The sequence below is a fragment of the Vibrio sp. TH_r3 genome (genome assembly GCF_033101115.1).
In the GTDB taxonomy this organism is placed as follows: Bacteria; Pseudomonadota; Gammaproteobacteria; order Enterobacterales; family Vibrionaceae; genus Vibrio.
On the sequence record NZ_JAWMPW010000005.1, the window covers coordinates 153,519 to 177,515 of the forward strand.

20 protein-coding genes and 1 pseudogene are annotated in these 23,997 nt (G+C 39.6%); 15 read left to right on the plus strand and 6 right to left on the minus strand.

Going from position 1 to position 23,997, the window contains the following annotated elements; genetic code table 11:
* Positions 1-53 precede the first annotated feature (53 nt).
* Both R3X26_RS07355 and R3X26_RS07360 read left to right on the plus strand, forming a co-directional pair.
* Positions 54-689: a TetR/AcrR family transcriptional regulator gene (locus R3X26_RS07355; protein ID WP_317716571.1), complete on the plus strand. Its 636-nt coding sequence runs from the start codon at positions 54-56 to the stop codon at positions 687-689.
* A gap of 8 nt (positions 690-697) precedes the next feature.
* Positions 698-1,651: a DHH family phosphoesterase gene (locus tag R3X26_RS07360; protein ID WP_317716572.1), complete on the plus strand. Its 954-nt coding sequence runs from the start codon at positions 698-700 to the stop codon at positions 1,649-1,651.
* Between the two features lie 135 nt (positions 1,652-1,786).
* Here the strand turns inward: R3X26_RS07360 and R3X26_RS07365 are convergent, their stop codons facing one another.
* Positions 1,787-2,863 carry a murein hydrolase activator EnvC family protein gene (locus R3X26_RS07365; RefSeq protein WP_317716612.1) on the minus strand — a complete coding sequence of 359 codons (1,077 nt, stop codon included), beginning with the start codon at positions 2,861-2,863 and terminating at the stop codon, positions 1,787-1,789.
* A 358-nt stretch (positions 2,864-3,221) separates the two neighbouring features.
* A complete protein-coding gene (gene gpmM, locus R3X26_RS07370) occupies positions 3,222-4,751 on the minus strand; it encodes a 2,3-bisphosphoglycerate-independent phosphoglycerate mutase (protein WP_317716573.1) in 1,530 nt (509 codons plus the stop codon).
* 385 nt (positions 4,752-5,136) lie between these two features.
* Here gpmM and R3X26_RS07375 point away from each other — a divergent pair, with 385 nt between their 5' ends.
* From R3X26_RS07375 to cysE, 4 genes are all read left to right on the plus strand, one after another.
* Positions 5,137-5,571, plus strand: a complete 435-nt coding sequence (locus tag R3X26_RS07375; protein WP_317716574.1) for a rhodanese-like domain-containing protein — start codon at positions 5,137-5,139, stop codon at positions 5,569-5,571.
* A gap of 111 nt (positions 5,572-5,682) precedes the next feature.
* Entirely contained in the window at positions 5,683-6,156 is a 474-nt protein-coding gene (gene secB, locus R3X26_RS07380; RefSeq protein ID WP_317716575.1) for a protein-export chaperone SecB, read from the plus strand.
* A 230-nt stretch (positions 6,157-6,386) separates the two neighbouring features.
* Positions 6,387-7,418, plus strand: a complete 1,032-nt coding sequence (gene gpsA / locus R3X26_RS07385) for an NAD(P)H-dependent glycerol-3-phosphate dehydrogenase (protein ID WP_317716576.1) — start codon at positions 6,387-6,389, stop codon at positions 7,416-7,418.
* A gap of 2 nt (positions 7,419-7,420) precedes the next feature.
* Entirely contained in the window at positions 7,421-8,242 is an 822-nt protein-coding gene (gene cysE / locus R3X26_RS07390) for a serine O-acetyltransferase (RefSeq protein ID WP_317716577.1), read from the plus strand.
* Here the strand turns inward: cysE and R3X26_RS07395 are convergent.
* The 3 genes from R3X26_RS07395 to R3X26_RS07405 all read right to left on the minus strand — a co-directional run bounded on the left by R3X26_RS07395 (position 8,239) and on the right by R3X26_RS07405 (position 12,269).
* Positions 8,239-9,627 (minus strand): MATE family efflux transporter, encoded by a 1,389-nt coding sequence (locus R3X26_RS07395; protein WP_317716578.1) that lies wholly within the window; start codon positions 9,625-9,627, stop codon positions 8,239-8,241. The two genes, cysE and R3X26_RS07395, sit on opposite strands and share 4 nt — an antisense overlap.
* A 202-nt stretch (positions 9,628-9,829) precedes the next feature.
* Positions 9,830-11,281, minus strand: a complete 1,452-nt coding sequence (locus R3X26_RS07400; RefSeq protein WP_317716579.1) for a dihydrolipoyl dehydrogenase — start codon at positions 11,279-11,281, stop codon at positions 9,830-9,832.
* Positions 11,282-11,540: 259 nt separating this feature from the next.
* Positions 11,541-12,269 (minus strand): redoxin family protein, encoded by a 729-nt coding sequence (locus R3X26_RS07405; RefSeq protein ID WP_317716580.1) that lies wholly within the window; start codon positions 12,267-12,269, stop codon positions 11,541-11,543.
* 172 nt (positions 12,270-12,441) lie between these two features.
* Here R3X26_RS07405 and oxyR point away from each other — a divergent pair, with 172 nt between their 5' ends.
* Complete coding sequence (gene oxyR / locus R3X26_RS07410; RefSeq protein WP_317716581.1) at positions 12,442-13,326, plus strand: DNA-binding transcriptional regulator OxyR; 885 nt, start codon at positions 12,442-12,444, stop codon at positions 13,324-13,326.
* Between the two features lie 84 nt (positions 13,327-13,410).
* Here the strand turns inward: oxyR and R3X26_RS07415 are convergent, their stop codons facing one another.
* Positions 13,411-16,041: a PBP1A family penicillin-binding protein gene (locus R3X26_RS07415; protein WP_317716582.1), complete on the minus strand. Its 2,631-nt coding sequence runs from the start codon at positions 16,039-16,041 to the stop codon at positions 13,411-13,413.
* Positions 16,042-16,197: 156 nt separating this feature from the next.
* Between R3X26_RS07415 and pilM the strand changes: the two genes are divergently transcribed.
* The 8 genes and pseudogenes from pilM to R3X26_RS07455 all read left to right on the plus strand — a co-directional run bounded on the left by pilM (position 16,198) and on the right by R3X26_RS07455 (position 23,940).
* Positions 16,198-17,184 carry a pilus assembly protein PilM gene (pilM, locus tag R3X26_RS07420; protein WP_317716583.1) on the plus strand — a complete coding sequence of 329 codons (987 nt, stop codon included), beginning with the start codon at positions 16,198-16,200 and terminating at the stop codon, positions 17,182-17,184.
* A complete protein-coding gene (locus R3X26_RS07425; protein ID WP_317716584.1) occupies positions 17,184-17,738 on the plus strand; it encodes a PilN domain-containing protein in 555 nt (184 codons plus the stop codon). Before pilM ends, R3X26_RS07425 begins: the two co-directional genes overlap by 1 nt.
* Positions 17,739-17,813: 75 nt before the next feature.
* Positions 17,814-18,440, plus strand: a complete 627-nt coding sequence (locus R3X26_RS07430) for a type 4a pilus biogenesis protein PilO (protein ID WP_317716585.1) — start codon at positions 17,814-17,816, stop codon at positions 18,438-18,440.
* Between the two features lie 220 nt (positions 18,441-18,660).
* Positions 18,661-19,638: pseudogene (gene pilQ, locus R3X26_RS07435) on the plus strand (type IV pilus secretin PilQ); the annotation flags it as partial.
* Positions 19,639-19,884: 246 nt separating this feature from the next.
* Positions 19,885-20,403 carry a shikimate kinase AroK gene (gene aroK, locus R3X26_RS07440; protein WP_317716586.1) on the plus strand — a complete coding sequence of 173 codons (519 nt, stop codon included), beginning with the start codon at positions 19,885-19,887 and terminating at the stop codon, positions 20,401-20,403.
* 22 nt (positions 20,404-20,425) lie between these two features.
* Positions 20,426-21,511 (plus strand): 3-dehydroquinate synthase, encoded by a 1,086-nt coding sequence (gene aroB, locus R3X26_RS07445; RefSeq protein ID WP_317716587.1) that lies wholly within the window; start codon positions 20,426-20,428, stop codon positions 21,509-21,511.
* Between the two features lie 44 nt (positions 21,512-21,555).
* Complete coding sequence (locus R3X26_RS07450) at positions 21,556-23,016, plus strand: AAA family ATPase (RefSeq protein ID WP_317716588.1); 1,461 nt, start codon at positions 21,556-21,558, stop codon at positions 23,014-23,016.
* Between the two features lie 63 nt (positions 23,017-23,079).
* Complete coding sequence (locus R3X26_RS07455) at positions 23,080-23,940, plus strand: Dam family site-specific DNA-(adenine-N6)-methyltransferase (RefSeq protein ID WP_317716589.1); 861 nt, start codon at positions 23,080-23,082, stop codon at positions 23,938-23,940.
* The last annotated feature ends 57 nt before the right edge of the window (positions 23,941-23,997 follow it).

Below are 23,997 nucleotides of genomic sequence, written 5' to 3' on the forward strand. Positions count from 1 at the left end.
AAATGAGCTTTCTATAATAAAATAGCTTAAACAATAATAGCTTGGATAAAAAAATGAAAACAAGAGATAAGATTGTTTTAGCCAGTCTAGAACTGTTTAATGAACATGGTGAGCGTAACATTACCACCAATCATATTGCTGCTCACATCGAGATCAGTCCGGGTAATCTCTATTATCATTTTAGAAATAAGCAGGAAATTGTACGTGATATTTTTGATTGTTATTCTGCCGAGTTGTTAGAGCGTTTTACCCCAGTAGAATCAGAAGAAGAAAGTTTAGTTTTACTTAAACGTTATTTAGATTCTATTTTTACGCTTATGTGGAAGTACCGCTTCTTTTATGCAAACTTACCTGAAATTTTACAAAGAGATGAAAGTTTGCATGAGCGTTATTTGAGTGTGCAAGAGAAGCTGCGTAAAAATTTACACGCTATTTTCGTTGGCTTTGTTGAGTTAAAGTTGCTTGATGTAGACAAACAAGAAGCGATATCCTTAGTGACTACGTTACACTTGGTGGCTTCTAGCTGGCTTGGATACCGTTCTGCCATGTCTTTAAAAACTGAAATAACCGAACAGATAATACATCAAGGTATGTTGCAAATGATTGCGGTGGTAAAACCACATACAACGCAAATGGGAAGAGAGCAAATCCAACTTTTAGAAGATGGCATTAAAGCGATGAACGATTAGGAACACGCATGAATTACGATATTTTTAACGGTGATGCTGACGGTATTATCGCATTGTTACAACTTAGATTGGCTAATCCAATACAGTCAACTTTGGTGACGGGTGTTAAGCGCGATATTAATCTTGTGGCTAAGGTTCAGGCCACATCCGAAGATACTTTAACCGTACTCGATATTTCTATGGCGAAAAATAGTGCCGCCTTACTATCTGTATTGGAAAGTGGCGCGAATGTTTTTTATGCCGATCATCATCAATCAGGTGATATTCCATCGAATGAAAATTTGGATGCTCATATCGATTTAGATGCCAATACTTGTACAGCTCTCATCATCGATAAGCTATTGCAAGGACAGTTTCACTTATGGGCAATTACTGCTGCCTATGGTGACAACTTGATTGCCAAAGCCGATCAACTCGCGGTAGCGGCGGGTTTATCGGTAGAAGAAAGCAGCGCTTTAAAAGAACTCGGTACATTGATAAATTACAATGGCTATGGCGCAAAAGTAGACGATCTACATTATCATCCAGCTGATCTGTATACTGCTTTATTGCAATATGCTTCGCCTTTGGATGTCATAGCCGATAAAAGCTCACCTTTTTATAAATTGCAGTCGGCGTATCAACAGGATTTGGATAAAGTGCTCGCTATTCAAGCATTGCATAGCAGTAGTAAATTAAGTGTATTTGAACTGCCAGATACCCCAGCTTCTCGAAGAATTAGCGGCGTTTATGGTAATTTACTGGCCAATCAAAATGCGGATTCTGCTCATGCGGTACTTACGCAAAATAGTGATGGTACTTATACCGTGTCTTTACGTGCGCCGTTAAATAATAAACAAGGTGCGGGTGAAGTTTGTTCTCAATTCGCAACTGGCGGAGGCAGAGCTGCAGCAGCAGGAATTAACGCCTTACCTGCCAATGAAATTAATAGTTTGATTGAAAAAATAGAAGCCTTTTATTAAGTAAACTCTTTTATTAAGTGGACTCTTATTAGTTGAAAGACAGGATTACAGAGCTTGTTTATTGCTAGACAAGCTCTTTGTTATCAAGCTCTTTGTTATCAAGCTCTTTGTTATCAAAGGCGATGTAGCCTACTTTTATCTGACCAGCCAGCTTTTAGGGTTTTGTGTTTTACTGTTTCTTCTAATTTCAAAATAAAGTGATGCCTGAGGTTGTCCGCCAGTATTACCCGCAAGCGCGATGGTTTCTCCCGCTTTAACTTTATCGCCCTCTATTTTTAACAAGGTTTGATTGTAGCCATAAAGGGTCATATCGCCTTTGCCATGGTCTAGTAACACCACTAACCCATAGCCTCTTAAATACTCTGCAAACACCACGGTACCGGAATAGACAGCTTTCACCGGTTGTTCATACTGAGCATCTATAACCAAACCTTTCCAGTTAATTTGACCACTTTGTTTGGTCCCATAGCTATGCAATACCTTGCCTTTTAGTGGCCACGGTAGTTTGCCTTTTTGTTTTGCCAATCCATCCATTGGAACCGTGTTTCGTTTGGCTGCTTTGGCTATTTCTGATCTTAAGCGAGACTCGTTGCGTTGCAGTTCGGCAAGGTAATGCTTATCGCTAGAAATATTGCTTTGGATTTTTGTTACGGTCTTTTTACGTTCGTTTTGCGACTGAGCTAAAGCATCTCGTTTTTTGGTCTTCTGTGCCAATAGCGCTTGGATTTGTTGTTGTTCTTGCAGCAATTGCTTATTTTTTTCATCCAATTGCTTACTGGTCAAATCTAGAGCTTGTATGGTTTCCGCTCTCGCTTTAGCTAAATGTTGAAAGTATTGACTGATTCTATCTTGTTGTTCATCTTGACCGTGTTTAATAATGCCTGTCGTATCATTACTTCTTTTTATGACGTAATACGTTCTTATCAGCTGTTCTAGCGTTTGTTGTTGCTCTTTTTTGGTTTGTTCTAAGTCGGATTTTTGTTGAGTAAATTGGGCTAGATTTTTATTGGCTTGATTAAGGAGTGTTTGTGTCTTGGTTATTTCTTTACCTAATGATGAGATAGATAACTCTTGTTTCTTCAGTGACTGCTGTAGTTTATTTAGCTCTTTTTGTTGAGATGTCACTGCACTTTTCTGACGAGAAATTTCATTTTTTACGCCATTCAATTCGTCTTGATTGGCAAAACTTAGAGTTGAAAATAACACGATCATACAACAAAAAAAGAGGTTTCTGCTGGTTCTGAAAAACGTCAATAGGGCGTTTTTGTATTTACGTAAATTTTGGTCTTTATGTAATAGTGTCATTCTGAAATTATCATGAAAAAAACGTCAATAAAAAACCAGTATACGTTCTATTGGTGATCGGGTCGAGAGGTGTTCTTTTTGCTGACTAACGTGTTTTATCAAGTCTAATTTTACTGTCGGATAGACTAATTACAATTGGTGTTAAATGATTTTATTAAATCGTCTGGATAAAAACTGAGTAAATAAAAAAGCTCAGCGAATGGTATCGCTGAGCTTTGCTGTGTTTTTTGAGCTTATGGTTTTATAACCTAAGCTTATAGCTTAATTAAACCAGTACCTGGCCGCTCATTTCCGCAGGAATATCCATATCGGTTAATTTAAGCATTGTTGGTGCTAAATCTGACAGTTTGCCACCTTTGGTAAACTGTACATCTTTGTTACCTACATAGATAAGTGGAACCGGTAGATTGGTATGAGCAGTATGTATACCGCCAGTTTTTGGGTCTACCATCATTTCGGCGTTACCATGGTCGGCAGTGATCAGTAATTGACCGTCGGCCTCTTTTATTGCGGCAACCACTCTTGCGATACAAACATCAATGGCTTCGATTGCTTGTTTTGCTGCTTCGTAAACACCAGTATGGCCAACCATATCTGGGTTAGGATAGTTACAGATAATGTTGTCGTATTTACCTGATTTGATTGCAGCAACAAGTTTATCTGTTAGTTCTTCCGAACTCATTTCTGGTTGTAGATCGTAAGTTGCTACTTTTGGTGAAGCAACTAAGCTACGCTCTTCACCTGCAAATTCGTTTTCTTTGCCGCCGTTGAAGAAGAATGTTACATGTGCGTATTTTTCTGTTTCAGAAATACGAAGTTGAGTTTTTCCTGCTTTAGATAACCACTCACCAAAGGTGTTTTCTAGTGATGCTGGTGGGAAAGCACAAAGTAAAGGAATATCCGCTGCGTATTGAGTTAGCATAACAAAATCAACGGCAGGGAATTTAGAACGTTCAAAACCATCAAATTCAGGTACAAAGGTACGAGTAATTTCACGAGCACGGTCAGCACGGTAGTTCATAAAGATAACTGCATCGCCATCTTCGATTGCTGCTGATTCTTCGCCTGCTGCTTTTAATTCGGTTGGTTGAACAAATTCATCGTTTTCATCACGAGCATAAGCGGCTTCAAGCCCAGAAACAGCCGAGTCATAGCTGAATTCTGCTTTCGCTTCGGTTAATAAGTTGTAGGCTTTTTCTACTCGATCCCAGTTGTTATCGCGATCCATTGCGTAGTAACGACCGACTAGAGAAGCGATGCGTCCTTTACCTAATTTAGTAAATAGATCTTGGAAGCGTTGCAAGGAATTATTAGCACTACGTGGTGGTGTGTCACGTCCGTCTAGGAAGCAATGCAGATAGATTTTTTCTGCGCCACGCCCTGCTGCCATTTCAATTGCAGCATAGATGTGGTCTTCGTGGCTATGTACGCCACCAGGAGACATTAAGCCCATAATGTGAACGGCTTTATCTGCTTTTACTGCTTTGTCGATAGCAGCAGCTAGAGTTTCATTGTGTTGGAATTCGCCATCAGCGATAGATTTTGTGATGCGAGTTAGATCTTGATAAACAACACGACCAGCGCCGATATTAGTGTGACCAACTTCTGAGTTACCCATTTGACCATCAGGTAAGCCAACATCTAAGCCTGAGGCTGAGATAAGGGTATTGGGTTGGTTTGCAAACAAACTATCCATAAACGGTGTATTTGCATTATTAATTGCATTGCTTTCGTTATCTTCACGGTATCCCCAACCATCAAGAATTACTAGAGCCATTGGCTTCTTAGCTGACATAGTTATGACCTCGTCAAATTCATAGTAACTTTAAAAATAAATTAGCGTAACTTTACTACACTTTTACCCTAAAACTGTAGTCTAAGATCAAATAATGATCGGTATATGTTGTTGCTTGCTTTCAGTCTTAATCATCTACTAAGTTCTGATTATCTGATAAGTATAGAAGCCGCTGCTTAATATAGGGGTATTGTTGCGAATTATTCGCAATAATGAAAGTAGGTTATTACTATTGATCTAATAGGTATTGCAAAAAATCAAAGATCATATCCCCATTTCTAGGTTTGAATTGCGATCCGCTCTCGCCTATAAGTCGTATCCTAGTTATACTCACGCTTTAAATTTGTAATCAGGGCTTAGCCCACAATTTGTAAGAGTATTAGAAATGCAAGAATATATTGATTTTATACAAGGCAACATGCTGCTCGCTATGGCCTTTGTGGGTATCGTTGTGGCGCTTATATTGAACATCTATAAAACCTCTACCGCTCGATATAAAACCATTTCTCCTGCGCAGCTGACTCAATTCATCAATAAAGATGAAGGTGTTGTTGTTGATCTCCGCACGAAAGATGAATTCAAACAAGGGCACATTACTAGTTCAGTTCACGTTTTACCATCAGATATCAAATCAGGATCGTTGGCAAGCCTTGAAAAATACAAACAAAACCCAATTACAGTGGTATGTAAGACAGGTCAAACCGCTAGCGAAAGTGCAAACCTGTTAGCAAAAGCGGGTTTTGAGAATGTTCACTTACTTAAAGGTGGCATTCTTGCGTGGAGCGAGGCGAAAATGCCGCTTATTCGTGGTAAAAAATAACGAGATCACTGAGTCGCTTGGCAACATTTGTCTCAATATTTACTCAAATATCGTCCTAAAAGTGGACTAACAGAATTTTTATACAAGATTCAAAATTAAGGAAAATTTAAAATGGCTGAAGCAGCACCGCAAGAAAACCAACAGAACTTCACTATCCAACGTATCTTCTTAAAAGATGTATCTTTTGAAGCTCCTAACTCTCCAACTATTTTTCAACAAGAGTGGAATCCAGATGTTAAATTAGATCTAGATACTCAAAGTAGAGAATTAGGTGAAGGTGTTTACGAAGTTGTTTTACGTTTGACGGTAACGGTTAAGAATCAAGAAGAAACCGGTTTTCTTTGTGAAGTTCAGCAAGGTGGTATCTTTACTGCTGAAAAAATGGAAGCAGGTCAACTTGCTCATTGTTTAGGTGCTTTCTGCCCTAACATCCTTTTCCCATATGCACGTGAAACTATCTCAAGCTTAGTGGTTAAAGGAACTTTCCCACAACTTAACTTAGCACCAGTTAACTTCGACGCTCTGTTTATGAACTACCTACAGAACCAAGCGAAAACTGAAGATAAATCAGAAGCTGACGCATAATAGTTAAAACTTTCTATGCATCACTGTTTCGTTGCTTAAATGATGGTTTAGTTATTTAAATAATAAAACGGTGACCCAAGTATCAAAAGAAAGTCATTAAGATAGAGAAAATGCACAATGCTACGCGCTTGTGCATTTTTTATCTTAATCTTAGTTAATTGCAGAGATATTTGTTAGGTTCGGTATATTAGCTAACGACAAGTGTTTACATATAGATTCAGGAAGTGCTCATGTCTACTAAACAAAATAATGCCTACGGAAAAGAGATTGCAATGACAGTGATCGGAGCAGGTTCATATGGAACATCGCTGGCCATTTCATTGGCTCGAAATGGCGATAATATTGTTTTGTGGGGACATGACCCTGAGCATATGGGTACGTTGCAGAATGATCGTGCTAATCATGCGTTCTTGCCAGAGATTGCTTTTCCTGACACTTTGTTGATTGAGTCTGACTTAGCGAAAGCTGTACAAGCAAGCCGAGATCTGTTGATTGTAGTGCCAAGTCATGTATTTGGTACCGTTCTTAATAGCCTTAAACCTCACTTAAGAAGTGATAGTCGTATTTGTTGGGCAACCAAAGGGTTAGAACCAGAAACAGGACGATTACTGCAAGATGTGGCTCACGATATTGTTGGCGATGACTATCCCCTAGCAGTGTTATCTGGTCCTACGTTTGCTAAAGAGCTAGCCGCAGGTATGCCTACCGCGATTGCGGTTGCCTCTCCTGACGCTGAATTTCTAGAGCAACTGCAAGATAAAATTCATTGTGATAAGACCTTTCGTGTTTATGCCAATAACGACTTTATTGGAATGCAACTTGGCGGTGCGGTGAAAAACGTGATCGCTATTGGAGCAGGGATGTCTGATGGAATAGGTTTTGGCGCAAATGCAAGAACGGCTTTGATTACACGTGGACTGGCTGAAATGACGCGCTTAGGAACGGCTTTAGGCGCTCAACAAGAGACCTTTATGGGAATGGCGGGTCTGGGTGATTTAGTGTTGACGTGTACTGACAATCAATCGCGTAATCGCCGTTTTGGTTTGGCGTTAGGGCAAGGTAAAAATGTTGATGTCGCACAACAAGAAATAGGTCAAGTTGTTGAGGGGTATCGAAATACTAAAGAAGTGTGGTTGCTTTGTGCTCGTATGGGTGTTGAAATGCCAATAGTTGAGCAAATATATCAAGTATTATATCAAGGCAAAGACGCGCGATTAGCCGCGCAAGATCTGTTGGCCAGAGATAAGAAATCGGAAGGATAAGTATGAAGCACTGTAAGCCAAGTAATGTATGGCAGACGATTGTAAAGGAAGCGAGAGAACAATCTGTTCAAGAGCCTATGTTAGCGAGCTTTTACCATGCAACGATTATTAATCATGATAGTCTTTGTGCTTCTTTGAGCTACATATTAGCCAATAAATTCAAAACTGCTTCTATGCCGGCTATGGCAGTGCGTGAAGTGGTGGAAGAGGCATTAGCCGCCGACCCTGAGATAACCGAATCAGCGGCCGCAGATATTTGTGCCACTGTTAGCCGAGATCCTGCGGTAAGTTTGTATTCTATTCCATTGCTTTATCTTAAAGGGTTTCATGCTTTACAGGGATACAGAGTTGCCAATTATTTATGGAAACAAGGACGAGTAGCCTTGGCGACGTATTTGCAAAATCAAATTTCTGTTGCTTGTCAGGTTGATGCTCATCCAGCTGCAACGATTGGTCGAGGTATTATGCTTGACCATGCTACTGGTATTGTTATTGGTGAAACAGCGGTGGTTGAAAATGATGTGTCTATACTGCAAAACGTTACGTTAGGCGGTACAGGTAAAGAGTGTGGTGACCGACATCCTAAGATCCGTGAAGGAGTAATGATTGGAGCGGGTTCTAAGATTCTCGGTAACATTGAAGTGGGCGTTGGTGCCAAAATTGGTTCTGGTTCGGTAGTGCTGCAAGCCGTTCCGGAACATACTACCGTTGCAGGTGTACCGGCTAAAATAGTTGGGAGACCGATGACTGATAAGCCTTCTGAAGATATGGATCAGGGCTTTAATGGTAAACAGCATGGTTATATTGACGGTGCTGGAATTTAGTACTTTTCGCTCACTATTTGATCGACGTTTTTGTCATCGATATTGAGCATTGAAGTATTCATGGTTTTCTTTAGTCGAATTGCATAAATATAGCCACATATACCACCTAAGACGTTGCCTAATGCTATACCAATAAACAGTCCTTGAACTTGGTATAGCCAACTTCCTATCCATGCTGCGGGCACAGTAAATACAAACAACCGCATAAAACTCCAATAGAAAGCCTGCAGCGGCTTATGCATTGCATTTAAGCTACTAACTAACAACATAATAATACCTTGAAATCCATAGCTAAAAGGCACAATAACAAGGTAAAGCCAGATTAAATCATTAACACTTTCTTCTCGGCCAAATAAGGCCGCGAGTGGAATACTTAATGGCACCATCATAATAAACAAAATGAATTGAAACCCAATAGAAAAGCGCATGGAAAGAAACATAGCCTTAAAGCTACGTTCATAATTTTTTGCGCCTAAATTTTGCGCCATAAAAGGGGTGAGAGCTGATGTTAGCGACATCAGAACCAATAATAAAATGGATTCGATACGTTGGGCGGCTCCGTAAGCTGCGACAGCAGCGGTACCATGACTGGCCAATATTATCATCAGAACTGCACCTGAAATAGGCGTCATTGCATTGGATAGACCGGCAGGAGTGCCTATTTTTAACACTTGTTTCCAGTCTGACATAAGGTACGAAAAATTAGGTATCGCCAGTAATTTTTCTCGTTTGATCAATAGATACAGTGAGCAAGCTAAAGCGCCCAACCAACTTAGTGCACTGGCGATTGCTGCACCTTTTATTCCTAGCTCTGGAAAGGGGCCATAACCAAAAATAAGTAAAGGGTCTAAAATACCGTTTAGACCGCCAGACACAATCATTATTTTGGCTGGTGTTTTGGTGTCTCCTGTTGCTCTAATTGCGCTATTGCCCGCCATTGGAATAACCAACAAAGGTATAGTGAGATACCAGACAAACATATAGTCTTTGATGAGTAAGATTAGTTTGTCTTCTGCGCCTAAAAATCGAAACAGAGGGTCAATGGTAAATATGCCGAATATAGAGGCGATGGAAATGAGCAGTATGGCCAGAAGTAATCCATGAGAGGTAAAACGAGCGGCATCTTTGTTGTTGCCTTGGCCTAATAATCTGGCAATGTTAGTGGATAGGCCAATACCTATACCCATGGTGATGCAATTGACTCCAAAGGTCACTGGAAAAGTAAAACTGATGGCGGCGAGTGAATCCGTACCGAGTAACGAGATAAAAAAAGTATCAACAAGATTAAACATCAAGATCGCAATTAAGCCAAACACCATTGGGATTGTCATAGTACGAAGAACTTGAGGTATCGGCGCTGTTAGTAGCCCGTGTTTGTCTTGCATAGCGGTGTCGTATCGGAGAAACAGGCGATTAGGATACCGTTTTTTTTGTGTTTCTCATAGATTTGTGTTGTTGATAGGGTGATGCTTTTTATTGAATTTGTTTGTTTTTACAAATAGGTTCAGTGAATAGTGAATAGTGAATAGTGAATAGCCAGTCGGCTACTCAACAGGAGTCGAGTAGCCGATTGATATTTGGTATTAATTAACAACCAGGGCCGCAATCGAGGCAGTTTTTAATCATTTCTGGTCCAAGGTGCAGTTTCGCATTTAAATCTCGTAATGCGGTACGAACGCCTTCTTCAATGACAGGATGATAGAAAGGCATGTCGAGCATTTCAGAAATAGTCATTTTGTTCTGATGTGCCCAAGCAAGTAAATGAGCAAGATGTTCTGCATTTGGTCCCATCATTTCAGCACCTAAGAAGCGACCGGTACCTTGTTCGCCATAAACATGCAGTAACCCTTTGTTTCTCAACATGACTCTAGAACGGCCTTGTCCTTCAAATGATACTTCACCTGTTGCAAAGCAACCACAACTGCCTAGTCTATCGGTTATCTGTTTGTATGTTTCACCTACCATTGCAATTTGTGGGTCAGTAAATACTGCAGAAATAGATGAACGACGCAGTCCTGCTCGGATATCAGGGTATCGGCCAGCGTTATCACCAGCAATACGACCTTGATCCGCCGCTTCGTGTAACAGAGGTATTTGATTGCTTGCATCACCTGCAATAAAAATACTGCTGACTGAGGTTTGCAAAGTGAAATAATCGGCTGTTGGCACACCACGATCATCTAGTTGCACATCGGTATTTTCAATCGCTAATTTATCAACGTTTGCTCTACGACCCGTTGCAGCCAAAACGTAATCGACTATAAAGGTTTCAGGTTGCTGATCTTGGTTGATAAATACGATTTCTACTTTGTCACCTACACGCTCCATTTTCTCAACTTTTACGTCTGCATCTAGGTAAAATTCTTCTTTAAACGCTTTATTTGCGTATGCCATAACTTCTGGATCAGAGATAGGGCCTACTTGTCCACCCACACCAAATAATTTTACGTTAACACCTAAGCGATGTAGTGCCTGTCCCAGTTCTAAACCAATCACACCAGGGCCAAATACCGCCACAGATTCTGGTAAATCATCCCATTCAAACACGTCATCATTAATAACTAGCCTGTCGCCAAGATCATTCCAAACTCCGGGGTAAGCAGGACGTGAACCCGTTGCAATAACAATACGTTCTGCCTGTATTTCTGTATGGTCATCAACAACTAATGTTGTATTATTAACGAATTTAGCATAGCCAGAGATTTTGTCTTCAGCTGGAATTTCATCAACACCTTCAAGTACAAAACCTACAAATCGGTCTCGTTCTCGTTTTACTCGGTCCATCACTTCTCTGCCATTGATAACCGTTTCACCTTGAGGGTAAACACCAAATGCAGGGGCTTTTTCTATCTGATGAACGCTTTCTGCTGCGGCAATAAGTAATTTTGATGGCATGCAACCTACTCGAGCACACGTTGTGCCGTAAGGACCACCTTCAATCATAACGACGTTTTTATTATGCGCTTTTGCTGCGCGATAGGCGCCAAGACCCGCTGTGCCACCGCCAATAACGGCCACATCTACATTTATTTTTTTCATGGGAAATCTCTTTTTGATATTTAAGCTGTTGTTGGTTTTAGCAATAGCTGGTTTTGCAAACCGTTAATTTTAGTCATAGCCGGTTTTACTAATATTTGATGTTAGTAACCGTTGTTAAGTAGCCGTTATAATTAATTGGTGCTTTGAAAGAAGGAAATCAGAGTGAGCGTGTGCTGCGCTCTGGTTTCCTTCAAATAGCCATTATCGCCATTTAATCGTGATTAATAAGTAACGAATAAGGCCTATTAATTGTCACTGATTAGCCAAGATAAGCTTCTAACTCTTCACTACCACCAATGTGTTTACCGCCAATGTAAACTTGTGGAACCGTTGTTTTACCTGTTATTGCACGTAAAGTTACGGTTGTTGCATCTTTACCCAAAACAACTTCTTCATACTGAAGTCCTTTACCGATTAGATTCTGTTTTGCTTTTGCACAGAAAGGACAACCAGGTTTAGTAAATACCGTTACGGATTCTTGCGTTTTATATTCAGGAGCAATGTAGTTCAACATTGTGTCAGCATCAGAAACTTTGAACGGGTCGCCTGGTTCATTTGGTTCGATGAACATTTTTTCAACTACGCCATTTTTTACTAGCATGCTGTAACGCCATGAACGCTTGCCAAAACCAATTTCGTTTTTGTCGACTAACATGCCCATGCCGTCAGTGAAATCGCCGTTACCATCTGGGATGAAGGTAATGTTTTCGGCTTCTTGGTCATTTTTCCAAGCATTCATTACGAAAGTGTCGTTTACTGATACGCAAAGAATGTCATCGACACCGTGATCTTTAAATACAGAATACAATTCGTTATAACGAGGTAGGTGACTAGAAGAACAAGTCGGTGTAAACGCGCCCGGTAGACTGAATACAATCACAGTTTTATCTTTAAACAACTCATCTGTGGTTAAGTTAACCCATGCATCACCTTGACGAGCAGGGAAAGTAACTTGTGGGACGTTTTGACCTTCTTTAGATGTTAACATAATAAATTTCCTCGGGTTTAAATGGTAAGTTCCTAGCTTAATTTAGCAGAACTGATTTTAAATTGTGTAACGGGTTTCCGTTTTGTTGAGTTAATTATTAGATATTTTCGTTGATAGTTCTAATCGTTTAATACTATAGTACCGATAGTTTAATTCTATCTTTAAGGTAAGCATGAATATAAGAGACTTTGAGTACCTTGTAGCTTTAGCTGAACATAAGCATTTTCGCAAAGCCGCAGAAGCTTGTTTTGTGAGCCAACCTACGTTAAGTGGCCAAATTCGCAAATTAGAGGATGAACTCGGTACTGCACTTTTAGAACGAAGTAGCCGTCGAGTGTTGTTCACTGAATCGGGTTTGCAGCTTGTTAATCAAGCTAAAAAAATTCTCAACGAAGTTAAAACCTTTGTTGATATGGCCAGTTTGCAAGGTAATGAAATGAGTGGACCATTGCATATTGGCTTTATTCCTACGGTTGGCCCGTATTTAATGCCGAAGATTATTCCGCATTTAAAGAAGGATTTTCCAGATTTAGAGCTTTTTTTACATGAGGCCCAGACCAATCAATTAGTTAGTCAGTTAGAAGAAGGGCGACTAGATTGTTTAGTGTTGGCTTCTGTAGCAGAAACGGAACCATTCAAAGAGCTGGATCTCTATGTTGAACCATTATATGTCGCAGTACCGTGCGAGCATGAATGGGCCAGTTTGAACGAACTCGACATGCAGCAACTTAATGGACACACGGTACTCTCTTTAGGTGACGGGCACTGTTTAAGAGACCAAGCATTAGGTTTTTGTTTTGCAGCTGGAGCAAAAGATGATGAACGATTTAAGGCAACCAGCCTAGAAACACTTAGGAATATGGTCGCAGCAGGGGGAGGGATTACTTTATTACCTGAGCTTTCTGTGCCAGCGAGTAAAGTTCAAGATGGGGTGAAGTACTTAAAGGCTAAAGACCCGATCCCAACTCGCAAAATCGTATTAGCTTACAGAGCTGGTTCACCTTTACGACACCGTTTTGAAGCCTTGGCTCAATCTATTTCTAGTTATTTGCAATAGCGTTTTGAGTCGTTTTTTGATGATTATTTTATCTGCGTGAGTATGAGATTAACTCACGCAGATAATTGAGCTGTGTAACTTAACTTAGAACAGAGATTCTTCTCCACCCGTTTCACTTTGAGTGGAGTAGATATCAAGCTTGTCATGATTCGCTTCTTCAGCGAAACGAGTTGGCTCGGTACCTCGTTCGAAGTATTCAAACATTGAGCTTGAGTCAGACTTGTTAGTACGCAAACCCGATTCTCTATCTATTCTAATTCGTACAATTCCTGCAGGAATAACTTTTTCAGTTTTGGGTGCGTCTGCCAAGGCGACTTTCATGAAGTCAATCCAAGCCGGCTGAGCGGTTTTTGCACCAGCTTCTCCGCCTGTGGCTTGTTCATTTCGAGCTAAATTAGGGTTTCTACTTGTTCTACCTAATTTTCGATTGTGGTTATCGAATCCAACCCAAGAAACAGCAACAACATTAGGACCGTAACCGTTATACCAAGCATCCTTGGAATCATTGGTGGTACCGGTTTTTCCTCCAACGTCTCGTCTGCCTAATTTTTGGGCTCTGAAGCCCGTTCCATTCCAGCCCGTTCCTTTTGACCAATCACCGCCACCCCAAATATTGCTATAGAGTAACTCTCTCACTAGAAAAGCGTTTTGTTCGGTAATGACTTGAGGGGCGTATTGTTGTTCCGCTTCGTTAACATCTACCTCGTTAAAATCGTCACTATTACTTTGCGCAAACGAATCACTTTCGTCTAACTGAGTGCTCCGGTTCAGTTGATCGTTTTGTTGGTTGTTATCTTCCATTGTTGTAGTGGCGGTATCGCAATTTGTTTTGCAAATTAAAGTAGGTTCAGCTTGGAATTCTAAATCACCAAATGGCCCTTCTACTTTTGAAATATAGTAAGGTTCAACATAATAGCCACCATTGGCAAATACTGAATATCCTTGAGCCAGTTTTACCGGCGTTAAACTACCAGCACCAAGTGCAATGGTTTCCGATTTTGGCAATTTATCGAGTTCAAAACCGAAACGAGTTAAGTAATTGCGTGTGTCCTCTAATCCTACAGACCTAAGAACTCTTACCGCCATGACGTTTTTAGATTGAGCTAGACCAATGCGCATTCTTGTTGGTCCGATATATGTTGGAGGTGAGTTTTTCGGACGCCATGCAGTTCCCGCTTGTTCATCCCAGCTGTTGATAGGTGCATCATTAATTAAACTGGCTAATGACATCCCTTTATCTATAGCTGCTGAATAGATAAAGGGTTTTATACCCGAACCAACTTGACGAACTGATTGAGTTGCTCGATTGAATTTACTATGAATAAAGTTAAAACCGCCGACCAGAGAGATAACCGCTCCATTATTAGGATTGATGGCAACAAAAGCTGTGTTAGCATTCGGAACTTGGCTGAGTTTCCATGTGGTTTCTGTTGGATTTTCATTCCCTATATTTTCTTCGTCGCTAGATTTAGCGGCGTCAGGTCTGACCCAAATTTGTTCTCCTTGAGCAAGAATGTCGTTCGCCGTTTTGGGTGCTCGTCCTTGTCTTTCATCGGTTATAAATTTTCTTGCCCATTTTATCGCATCCCAAGAGAGCTCGGCATACCCTTGATTCTTTATATAAACACGAGCACTTTTATCTTCGACAGAAATCACCACTGCTGGGGTTAATTGGCCATAAGTCGGTTGCTTTTTGAGGTGTGCGATTAATTCTTCTTCATTCAATGCGTCTTCTTCTTGTTGCCAAACTTGTTGCTCTGCTCCTCTGTAACCGTGTCTTTCATCATAGTTAAGAAGATTGCCGATAGCAGCCGTTTGTGCAGCTTGTTGTAATTTAGAATCAACAGTTGTAAACACCTTCATGCCTGATGTATAGGCTTGTTCTCCATATTTATCAACCATCCAAGAACGTGCTATTTCTGCAATATAAGGCGCATTTACCTCAATTTCTGTACCGAATGATCTACCAAGCAGTTCTTCGCTTTTCGCTTCTTCATATTCTTCTTGGCTGATGTATTTTTCATCTAACATGCGCGCGAGAACTACATTTCTACGTGTTGTTGCACGGTCTATCGAGTAAATTGGGTTCATCGTCGAAGGTGCTTTTGGTAACCCAGCGATTAATGCGAGTTCTCCTAAAGACAAGTCTTTTACCTCTTTACCAAAGTAAACTTGAGCGGCTGCGCCTACACCATAAGAACGATGACCTAAATAAATTTTGTTTAGATATAGCTCTAAAATTTCATCTTTGGTCAACAGTTGCTCGATATGAAAAGCAATAAACATCTCTTTTATTTTTCTAATTAATTTTTTTTCGTTCGATAAGAAAAAATTTCGAGCCAATTGCTGAGTGATGGTACTGGCACCTTGTTTTGCCGAGCCTGACATAATCACCACAATAGCCGCGCGAGTAATACCGATAGGGTCGATACCGTAGTGAGAATAAAAACGACTATCTTCAGTGGCAATAATTGCCTCTAGCAATTCTTTAGGCATTTCATCTATTCGGAGCGGGATCCGGCGTTTTTCACCAAATTGAGCGATCAGCTTATTGTCTTGGCTATACACCTGCATGGGAGTTTGTAATTCAACATCCTTTAACGTTGCTACGTCTGGAAGTTGTGGTTTCAAATAAAAATAGAAGGCAACTATTGTTGTGACTCCAAGAATGATGCAAATCACTGCAAGAATAAGTAGACGCTTTATGAACTTCACCGAAAATTCCCTGATTGATTGAGGTTGTTTGGTTATGAATCCGAGTACATTAAGGCAACAGTTTAGCATATGGATAAAGCTCTGAGCTTAAAATTTATGCATTTACGTACTCTATATTTTTACGCACTTTATATTTTTAAAGGGAGCAATACAAACATGAGCGAGTCCTTTATTACTGGTGTAGATGTGAGTGAATACTCTATAAAAGCCGTTATGATTCGTGCAAATAAAGGGCGTTATAGCGTTAAGTCTTGTATTGAGTTGCATGCAACCACGTCCTTATTTTCCGCTGATGGTCGTTTTAATACGTTTGAAATCGCCAATAAGTTGGCAGAACTAAAGAATAACTTACCTAAGCGTTGTACTAATGTTGCTCATTTTTTGCCTGAACAGTTGGTATTCAATTTAGTGGTTTCGATAGATCCTGGTTTGAAGAACACAGATTTGCAATTTGCCGTACAACAAGCACTTTCTCTTGAGTCTTCCATACCGTTAGACGATCTAAGTATCGATTTTGTATCACGAGAAAAAGACAACAATACAGAGGTTAATAACGTTCATGTTTATGCAACCTATCGTCAGGTGGTAGAAGATAGAATTGAGACCTTTAAGGAATCTGGTTTTACTCTTCGGCTAATACAGAGTGAAAATATGGCGTTAATGCAATTGTTGTCATTGATTACGCACTATTGGAGTAACCAAGCCAGTCAAAATGAACAGAGCCATAGTTTGCTGCATATTGAACAGAGCCGAAGCTTATTTTGTTTTGTCGATTCAACGCAGATACATCAATGTAAAACAATCGAATTTGGTATTTTACAGTTAAACGAATTAGGGATGAATGAATTCATAAAGCAATTAAAAGTATTTATCGATCCGTTTATAAAAGGAGAGTTAGTAGCAAAATCGGTGGTTCAACCTCACCAGGTTTGGTTAAGTAGTGATGGGGCAGGTTCGCAAGAGGATGAGCAAAAAATAGTATCTGAATTCAAGCTAGTTATGTCTATGGAGCGAGTAATAAAATTAGACAGATTAGTTTTATCTGATTTGTTTATTGGAGAGCTGGATACAAACTATTTGAACGGCTTCGCAAAGACAATTGGCGTTGCAATTAGTGGTCTTACATGGAAAGGAGCTATGTAATGTTAACCAACATTAATTTTCTTCCTTGGCGAGAGACGAAGCGCCACTACCTAAAAAGACGATTATATTTGCTGACGGTTATTGGCTTGATACTCTCTACGCTTGCTCAGGGTTGGTGGTATCTTTATATTTATCAACAAGGCGTTCATATTCAGAGCTCTATTGTTGAACTCGAAACAATGGGCGTTTCTGTTGATAAACAGCGTGCTTTGATCGTTCAATTGCAAGCAGAACAAGCTGTGTTAGATGAACAGTTGATCCACATAAGTGCTCTAAAGAATAGTAAGTACTCAATGGTGTTAGTGTTTAATTTATTAGCAGTGCTGCTTCCCCAAGACCTTGTGTTGGACAGCGTTTCAAAAAATGGCGCTAAGGTTTACTTATCTGGCTTCTCTTATCAAGCCGATTCAGTCGATAAACTGGTCAATGATTTGAAATATAACCAGCAATTATCCAATGTTGAAATCCAGTCTATGTTCACTCGTGATACATACCCTGTGTCTTATTACTTTTCTCTATTATTTAGTCTTCAAGAGTTGTCGTTGGATGAGTAAGTAGTGATATGAGTAAGTGGATAATCATAGGCATTTAGTTATGGAGCCAATTTATTAACAATACAGGAGTAGCTGATGAAGTTCTGGCAAGAAATAAAAATCACACTGTCTCAGTTGCAAATAGATGACCTAGCATACAAACCAATTTATATTCAATTGGCACTAATTTTAGTATTAGCTGCGATTTTTCAACTGCTTTTGTCTGTTATTTTTATTTCACCGAAAATGAGCGAAAAAAATCATCTTTATACATTGCAATCAGAAGCACAAATTGATTATCAAATTAAGCGTGATCAATTCCACAAAGAGCAATCAACCAGTCGAGTTGCGTTAGAGCAGCTAAATGTAGACAAAAAATTACAGGTCTCTGAGTTTCTTCAAGCTTTACCTAATAATGAACATCTAACCACTATTTTGACCTCAATCAACCAAAAAGCGCGAGAGAATAAATTAGAGGTGATTGATTTGAGTTGGGGGCAAAAAATGGAGAGTAACTTTCTTTACCAGTTGGCAATAAATATCCAATTAAGAGGCAAGTATCATGATGTGGCCTACTTTTCTCAAGATATTGCAACACTGAGTAACTTAGTTGTGATCGACCAATTAAGTCTTAAAAATAGCCTAACAGCCGACCAACTATTAGATATACGTATTACTGCACTTATCTATCAAGTGGCAAATTTGGATAACAACCATGAATAAATTACATGCTTACTTATGTTTGGTGATGTTTTGCTATGTTGCATTTGTTTTTGTCAGTGACGTTGAGGCTGAAGAGCGAACAATCGTTTCTGAACCACAAGTAGTTAAATCTGAGTCACCAAGTAAAACTTATCAGGCAGTTATTAATCGAGACCCTTTCAATGATATTTCAACACCCAAAGAGGATCCCTTAGTTCCAGTCCATTCTGTCATCACCATAAAAAAGCCAAAAGTAGAAAAAAGTTTATTGTCTGAGCCGCCAGTTGATTTGAGGTTTATACCGATTAAATATGCTGACGCTGAATCTTTGGTTCAATTGTTGAGCCAAAGTATGCTCAGTGAACAAGGAACTATTGGCTTTGATGTGCGAACCAATACGATCATAGTGAGAGATCAGAAAGCGTATTTAGAACACATAGCACAAATAATTACTGAGCTTGATTCTCCTGTAAAACAAGTGCATATAGAAGCAAGAATAGTGATTATAAATGAAGGCAATGTACAAGAGTTAGGGGTTCGATGGGGAATTAAAGCGGATAATATTGGTGGTTCAATAGAAGGTATCAATAATGATTTATTATCTGATGATGCTGCTATTGATATTGCCGATTATTTGAATGTGAATTTGGCCAGTTCGTCGGTTAATGCGTCTAGTATTGCTTTTCAAATAGGCACATTTGGTTCCTCTGCTTTGCTCGATTTAGAGCTATCGGCTTTACAGGCGGAATCGAAAGCGGAAGTTATATCTAGCCCTAAATTACTAACAATGAATAAGAAACCTGCCTATATTGAACAAGGTTCTGAAATTCCATATCTCGAATCGAGTGAAAGTGGAGCGGCTACGGTTAAATTTAGAAAAGCGGTACTTAGTTTAGAAGCCACCCCTCAAATTATGCCAGATAATAGGATAATGTTAGATTTACTCGTTACTCAAGATCGGCCTGGTCAAATAGTTCAAACAGGAACAGGAGAGGCAATAGCAATAGATACTCAACGAATAGACACTCAGGTCATTGTTAATGATGGTGAAACTATCGTGCTTGGCGGTATTTTTGAGCATTCTATGATCAGCTCGGTAGATAAAGTGCCACTTTTAGCGGATATTCCAGTGCTAGGGAACTTGTTTAAGCGTACTTATGAAAATGAAACGAAAAGAGAATTACTTATATTTGTCACGCCGAAAATTATGAGAGAATAGGTTTATTTAATTGATTTAAAATGATTTTATGGCTTTATTATTAGCTGAACACAGTTCCTCTATCACTTAAATTAATAAAACAAAGTAAAATTAGGTTGCATTACTGTCAGCAGATCTAGATAATTTCGGGTCTTATCACGACAGTACTGTGAGGAATCGGTGTCACCAATGAAGTTCGCTGAGCGATTAATAGCAACTGAATGTGTGGCAATGTCATTGAATTAACGCTGTAAATTAATGCTGAACATGGCTGAAAAACGTAATATTTTTCTTGTTGGCCCGATGGGTGCTGGCAAAAGTACAATAGGTAGACACCTAGCATCGCAACTGCATATGGAGTTTTTGGACTCAGATACAGTTATTGAAGAACGCACAGGCGCAGATATCGCTTGGGTATTTGATGTTGAAGGTGAAGATGGTTTCCGCAAACGCGAAGAAACGGTTATTAATGACCTAACTGAACAACAAGGTATTGTTCTAGCAACAGGAGGTGGTTCGGTTAAAAGTAAAGATAACCGTAATCGACTTTCTGCCCGAGGTATCGTTGTTTATCTTGAAACAACAATCGAAAAGCAATTAGCACGTACTAACAGAGACAAAAAACGCCCTCTATTACAAACAGATGACCCAAAAGAAGTTTTGGAATCATTGGCAGATGAGCGTAACGCTTTGTATGAAGAAGTCGCGGATTATACTGTTCGCACTGATGATCAAAGTGCTAAAGTAGTAGCAAATCAAATCGTAAAAATGCTAGAAGAACGTTAAGTTCAATTACGGAGAGCAAACCATGGAAAAGATCACCGTTGATCTTGGTGAACGAAGCTACCCTATTTCTATCGGCGCCGAGTTATTTAATGACTCGGCGTACTTTTCTTTCTTATCCGCCAAGAAAAAAGTCGTCGTAATTAGCAATGTGACTGTTGCACCTATCTATGCAGATAAACTGGTTTCTCTGATAGAAAAACAAGGGTGTGAAGTGTCAATTCTAGAATTACCTGATGGTGAAAAATATAAAACATTACAGACGTTTGAAACGGTAATGGGTTTTCTCTTAGAAGGTAATTTTGCAAGAGATGTCACTCTTATTGCTTTAGGTGGCGGTGTGATTGGAGATCTAGTCGGCTTTGTGGCTGCGAGTTACCAACGCGGTGTCGATTTTGTTCAAGTGCCAACAACACTATTGTCGCAAGTCGATTCTTCAGTTGGTGGTAAAACAGCTGTTAATCATCCGCTTGGCAAGAATATGATTGGCGCTTTTTATCAACCTCAATCGGTTATAATTGATACTAATTGTTTAGCTACACTTCCCGAGCGAGAGTTTGCGGCGGGCATGGCTGAAGTGATCAAATATGGCATTATCTATGATCAAGATTTCTTTGTTTGGTTAGAAGATAACATGGATCGACTCTATTCACAGGATGAGCAAGCACTTACTTATGCTATTGCTCGTTGTTGTGCGATTAAAGCGGAAGTGGTAGAGCAAGATGAAAAAGAAGCGGGTATTCGAGCTCTGCTTAATCTTGGACACACTTTTGGTCACGCAATTGAAGCTGAATTAGGCTATGGTAATTGGTTGCATGGTGAAGCCGTTTCTGCTGGTACAGTGATGGCCGCAAAAACAGCTCAACTGCAAAATTTAATTACACAACAGCAACTTGAACGAATAATAGCTATACTAGTTAAAGCTAAGTTACCAGTTCATACACCTGAGACTATGTCTTTCGATGATTTTATGCAGCATATGATGCGAGACAAAAAAGTATTGTCTGGTCAATTACGCCTTGTTTTACCGACAGGTATTGGTTGTGCTGACGTTGTGTCTGATGTGCCTAGTGAAAAAATCAAGCAAGCAATAGACTATTGTCGGTGTTAACAGGTAAAACCTTTTAATAACTTGAATTCAATAGGAACACTGTAATGAGTTTGGCCCATGAGTTGCGAGTTTTAGACTTAGAGTCGCAAATAGAACTGCTTGATCGATTACGACTTCTTACGCGATTTGGTTCCAATTTAACCAATATTACCGGAGAGAAAAACTCCGGTAAGTCTTGGATAGCGCAACGCTATTTAGAGGCTTGGGCTCAAGATAAAAATCAGTCCCTCCTGATGTGTCATGCGAATCAAACTGACGCACAAAAAAGAACGATTCTATTAAACCAAATTGTTTCTAATCCATTGTTTAACGAAAATGATCCTATAGCGGATAGCTTTAGTCGTTTGTTGGAAGATAATAGTTGCGATGTTGTTTTTGTTATTGATGATGCTCAATTACTAAGTGAAGCAATATTAGGAGAACTTTGGACTCTGGTTTTACAAGCTCAAGTTACCCCGCAATGGAACATTAATGTTGTTTTATTCACAACAGGAAATAGTTTAGATAATGTACTTTCGCGTTTAAGTTACGGGCAAGAGAGCAAACCTTTATCGTTGGAGATCGAACGTCTTACCGCCTCTGAAGTTAAGATGTTTATGGAACTCTTGGTGCTGAAATATGTATCGGGAGAAGATGAAAAAAGAAAAGTTCGTAATAAAGTAAAAAATACACCACCGCTACCAGGTGCTCTAATGGCATTAGGAGAGACTAAAGTGGAAAAACGAATCATTATTCGCTCAATAATTGGCTCACCAATAAAAATAGCCATACTCATTTTTATTTTATTGTTGCTTATTGTTGGTGGTTACTTCTGGTTTTTCAATCATTCTGGACCATCAATAGACATTGAAACCAATGAAGATCAAACGTTTGTTGAACAAACTGCTATCCCAACTGTACAGTTGGATAGTAGCCAAAGTGAAGATAGCTCACAAACGATAGAGTTAGTGGATAAATCGACGGCGGTAGATGATTCAACCGCGCTACCTCCACAGGTTATTGATAGTACGGCAACGGTTGGTCATTCTGATGATGGAAAACGATTGGTTGTTCCATCTAATGTTGTCGATGCATTGTTAGACGGTGATACTTCAGATACTCAAGTTATTGACGATGCAGTTTTACAGGCTCAACTAGAAAAAGCACCACCTGTGGCAGAAACTGATTTTCAAAGAGATAAAGATGCACCGCCTTTAATTACTTTCTCTTTTGCTAAACAAGAGCTAATGGCTATATCTGATCGTAGTTATACCTTACAAATAGCCGCATTGAATTCACTAAGTGAGACTCAAAGCTTTATCACTAAGTACGGCATAGAGAATGATGTTCGGATTTATCCTACTCGTCGAGATAATGCTCAGTGGTTTATTATCACCTATAAAGATTTTTCAACCATTCAGGGTGCTCGAGATGCTAGGTCAGAATTACCTCAAGCCGTCCAAGATCTAGAGCCTTGGGCTAAATCGATGTTACAAGTACATAGAGAAATTGAGCGTGCAAATTAACGCTAGCTTTAAAATGTGTTACAGTCCGCAACCTCGAAAAATAGTGGGTGGTTTGAGCGGTAGATGAAAAAGAAGCAGCGTGCATTCCTTAAATGGGCTGGTGGGAAATATGGGCTGGTGGAAAATATACAAAGCCACCTGCCGCCTGCAAAAAAACTGATTGAGCCATTTGTCGGGGCAGGATCTGTTTTTTTGAATACTGACTATGAAGAATACCTACTTGCGGATATCAATCAGGATTTGATTAATATCTACAATTTGCTCAAAACCGAGCCAGAAAAATACATCGAAGAATCAAGACGTTTCTTTAAACCAGAAAGTAATAAACGAGAGTTTTATTTAGACACTCGTGCGCAGTTTAATGCCACAGATGATCTTTGGTTTCGTTCTACTGCCTTTTTATATATGAATCGATTTGGTTTCAATGGCTTGTGCCGGTATAACAAAAAGGGTGGGTTTAATGTTCCATTTGGCTCTTATAAAAAACCTTACTTCCCAGAAAAAGAACTGATTTTTTTTGCTGAGAAAGCCCAAAAAGCCACATTTGTGTGTGAAAGTTATATTGATACTTTTTCACGAGCGCGCAAAGGTAGTGTTATTTATTGTGACCCCCCTTATGCACCTTTGTCTAATACAGCCAATTTCACCTCTTACGCTGGGAATGGTTTTACCTTGGATGATCAAGCCAATTTGGCCGAAGTCTCTGAGCGAACGGCCAAGAAGCGTGGCATACCAGTGTTGATTTCTAATCATGATACTGCTCACACTCGTCGCTTGTACAAAGGCGCGGAGTTAGACGCTATTCAGGTCAAGCGAACAATTAGCCGAAACGGTGGTACAAGGAATAAAGTGAACGAACTGTTTGCTTTGTTCAAACCTGATGAAGAAATCGAAGATGAGCGTATTAAAATAAGCTTGGTATAAATTTGTTTTCGTTACTTTATACTATCAACGGTTAGTTTCCTTCGGTAGAATTAGCAG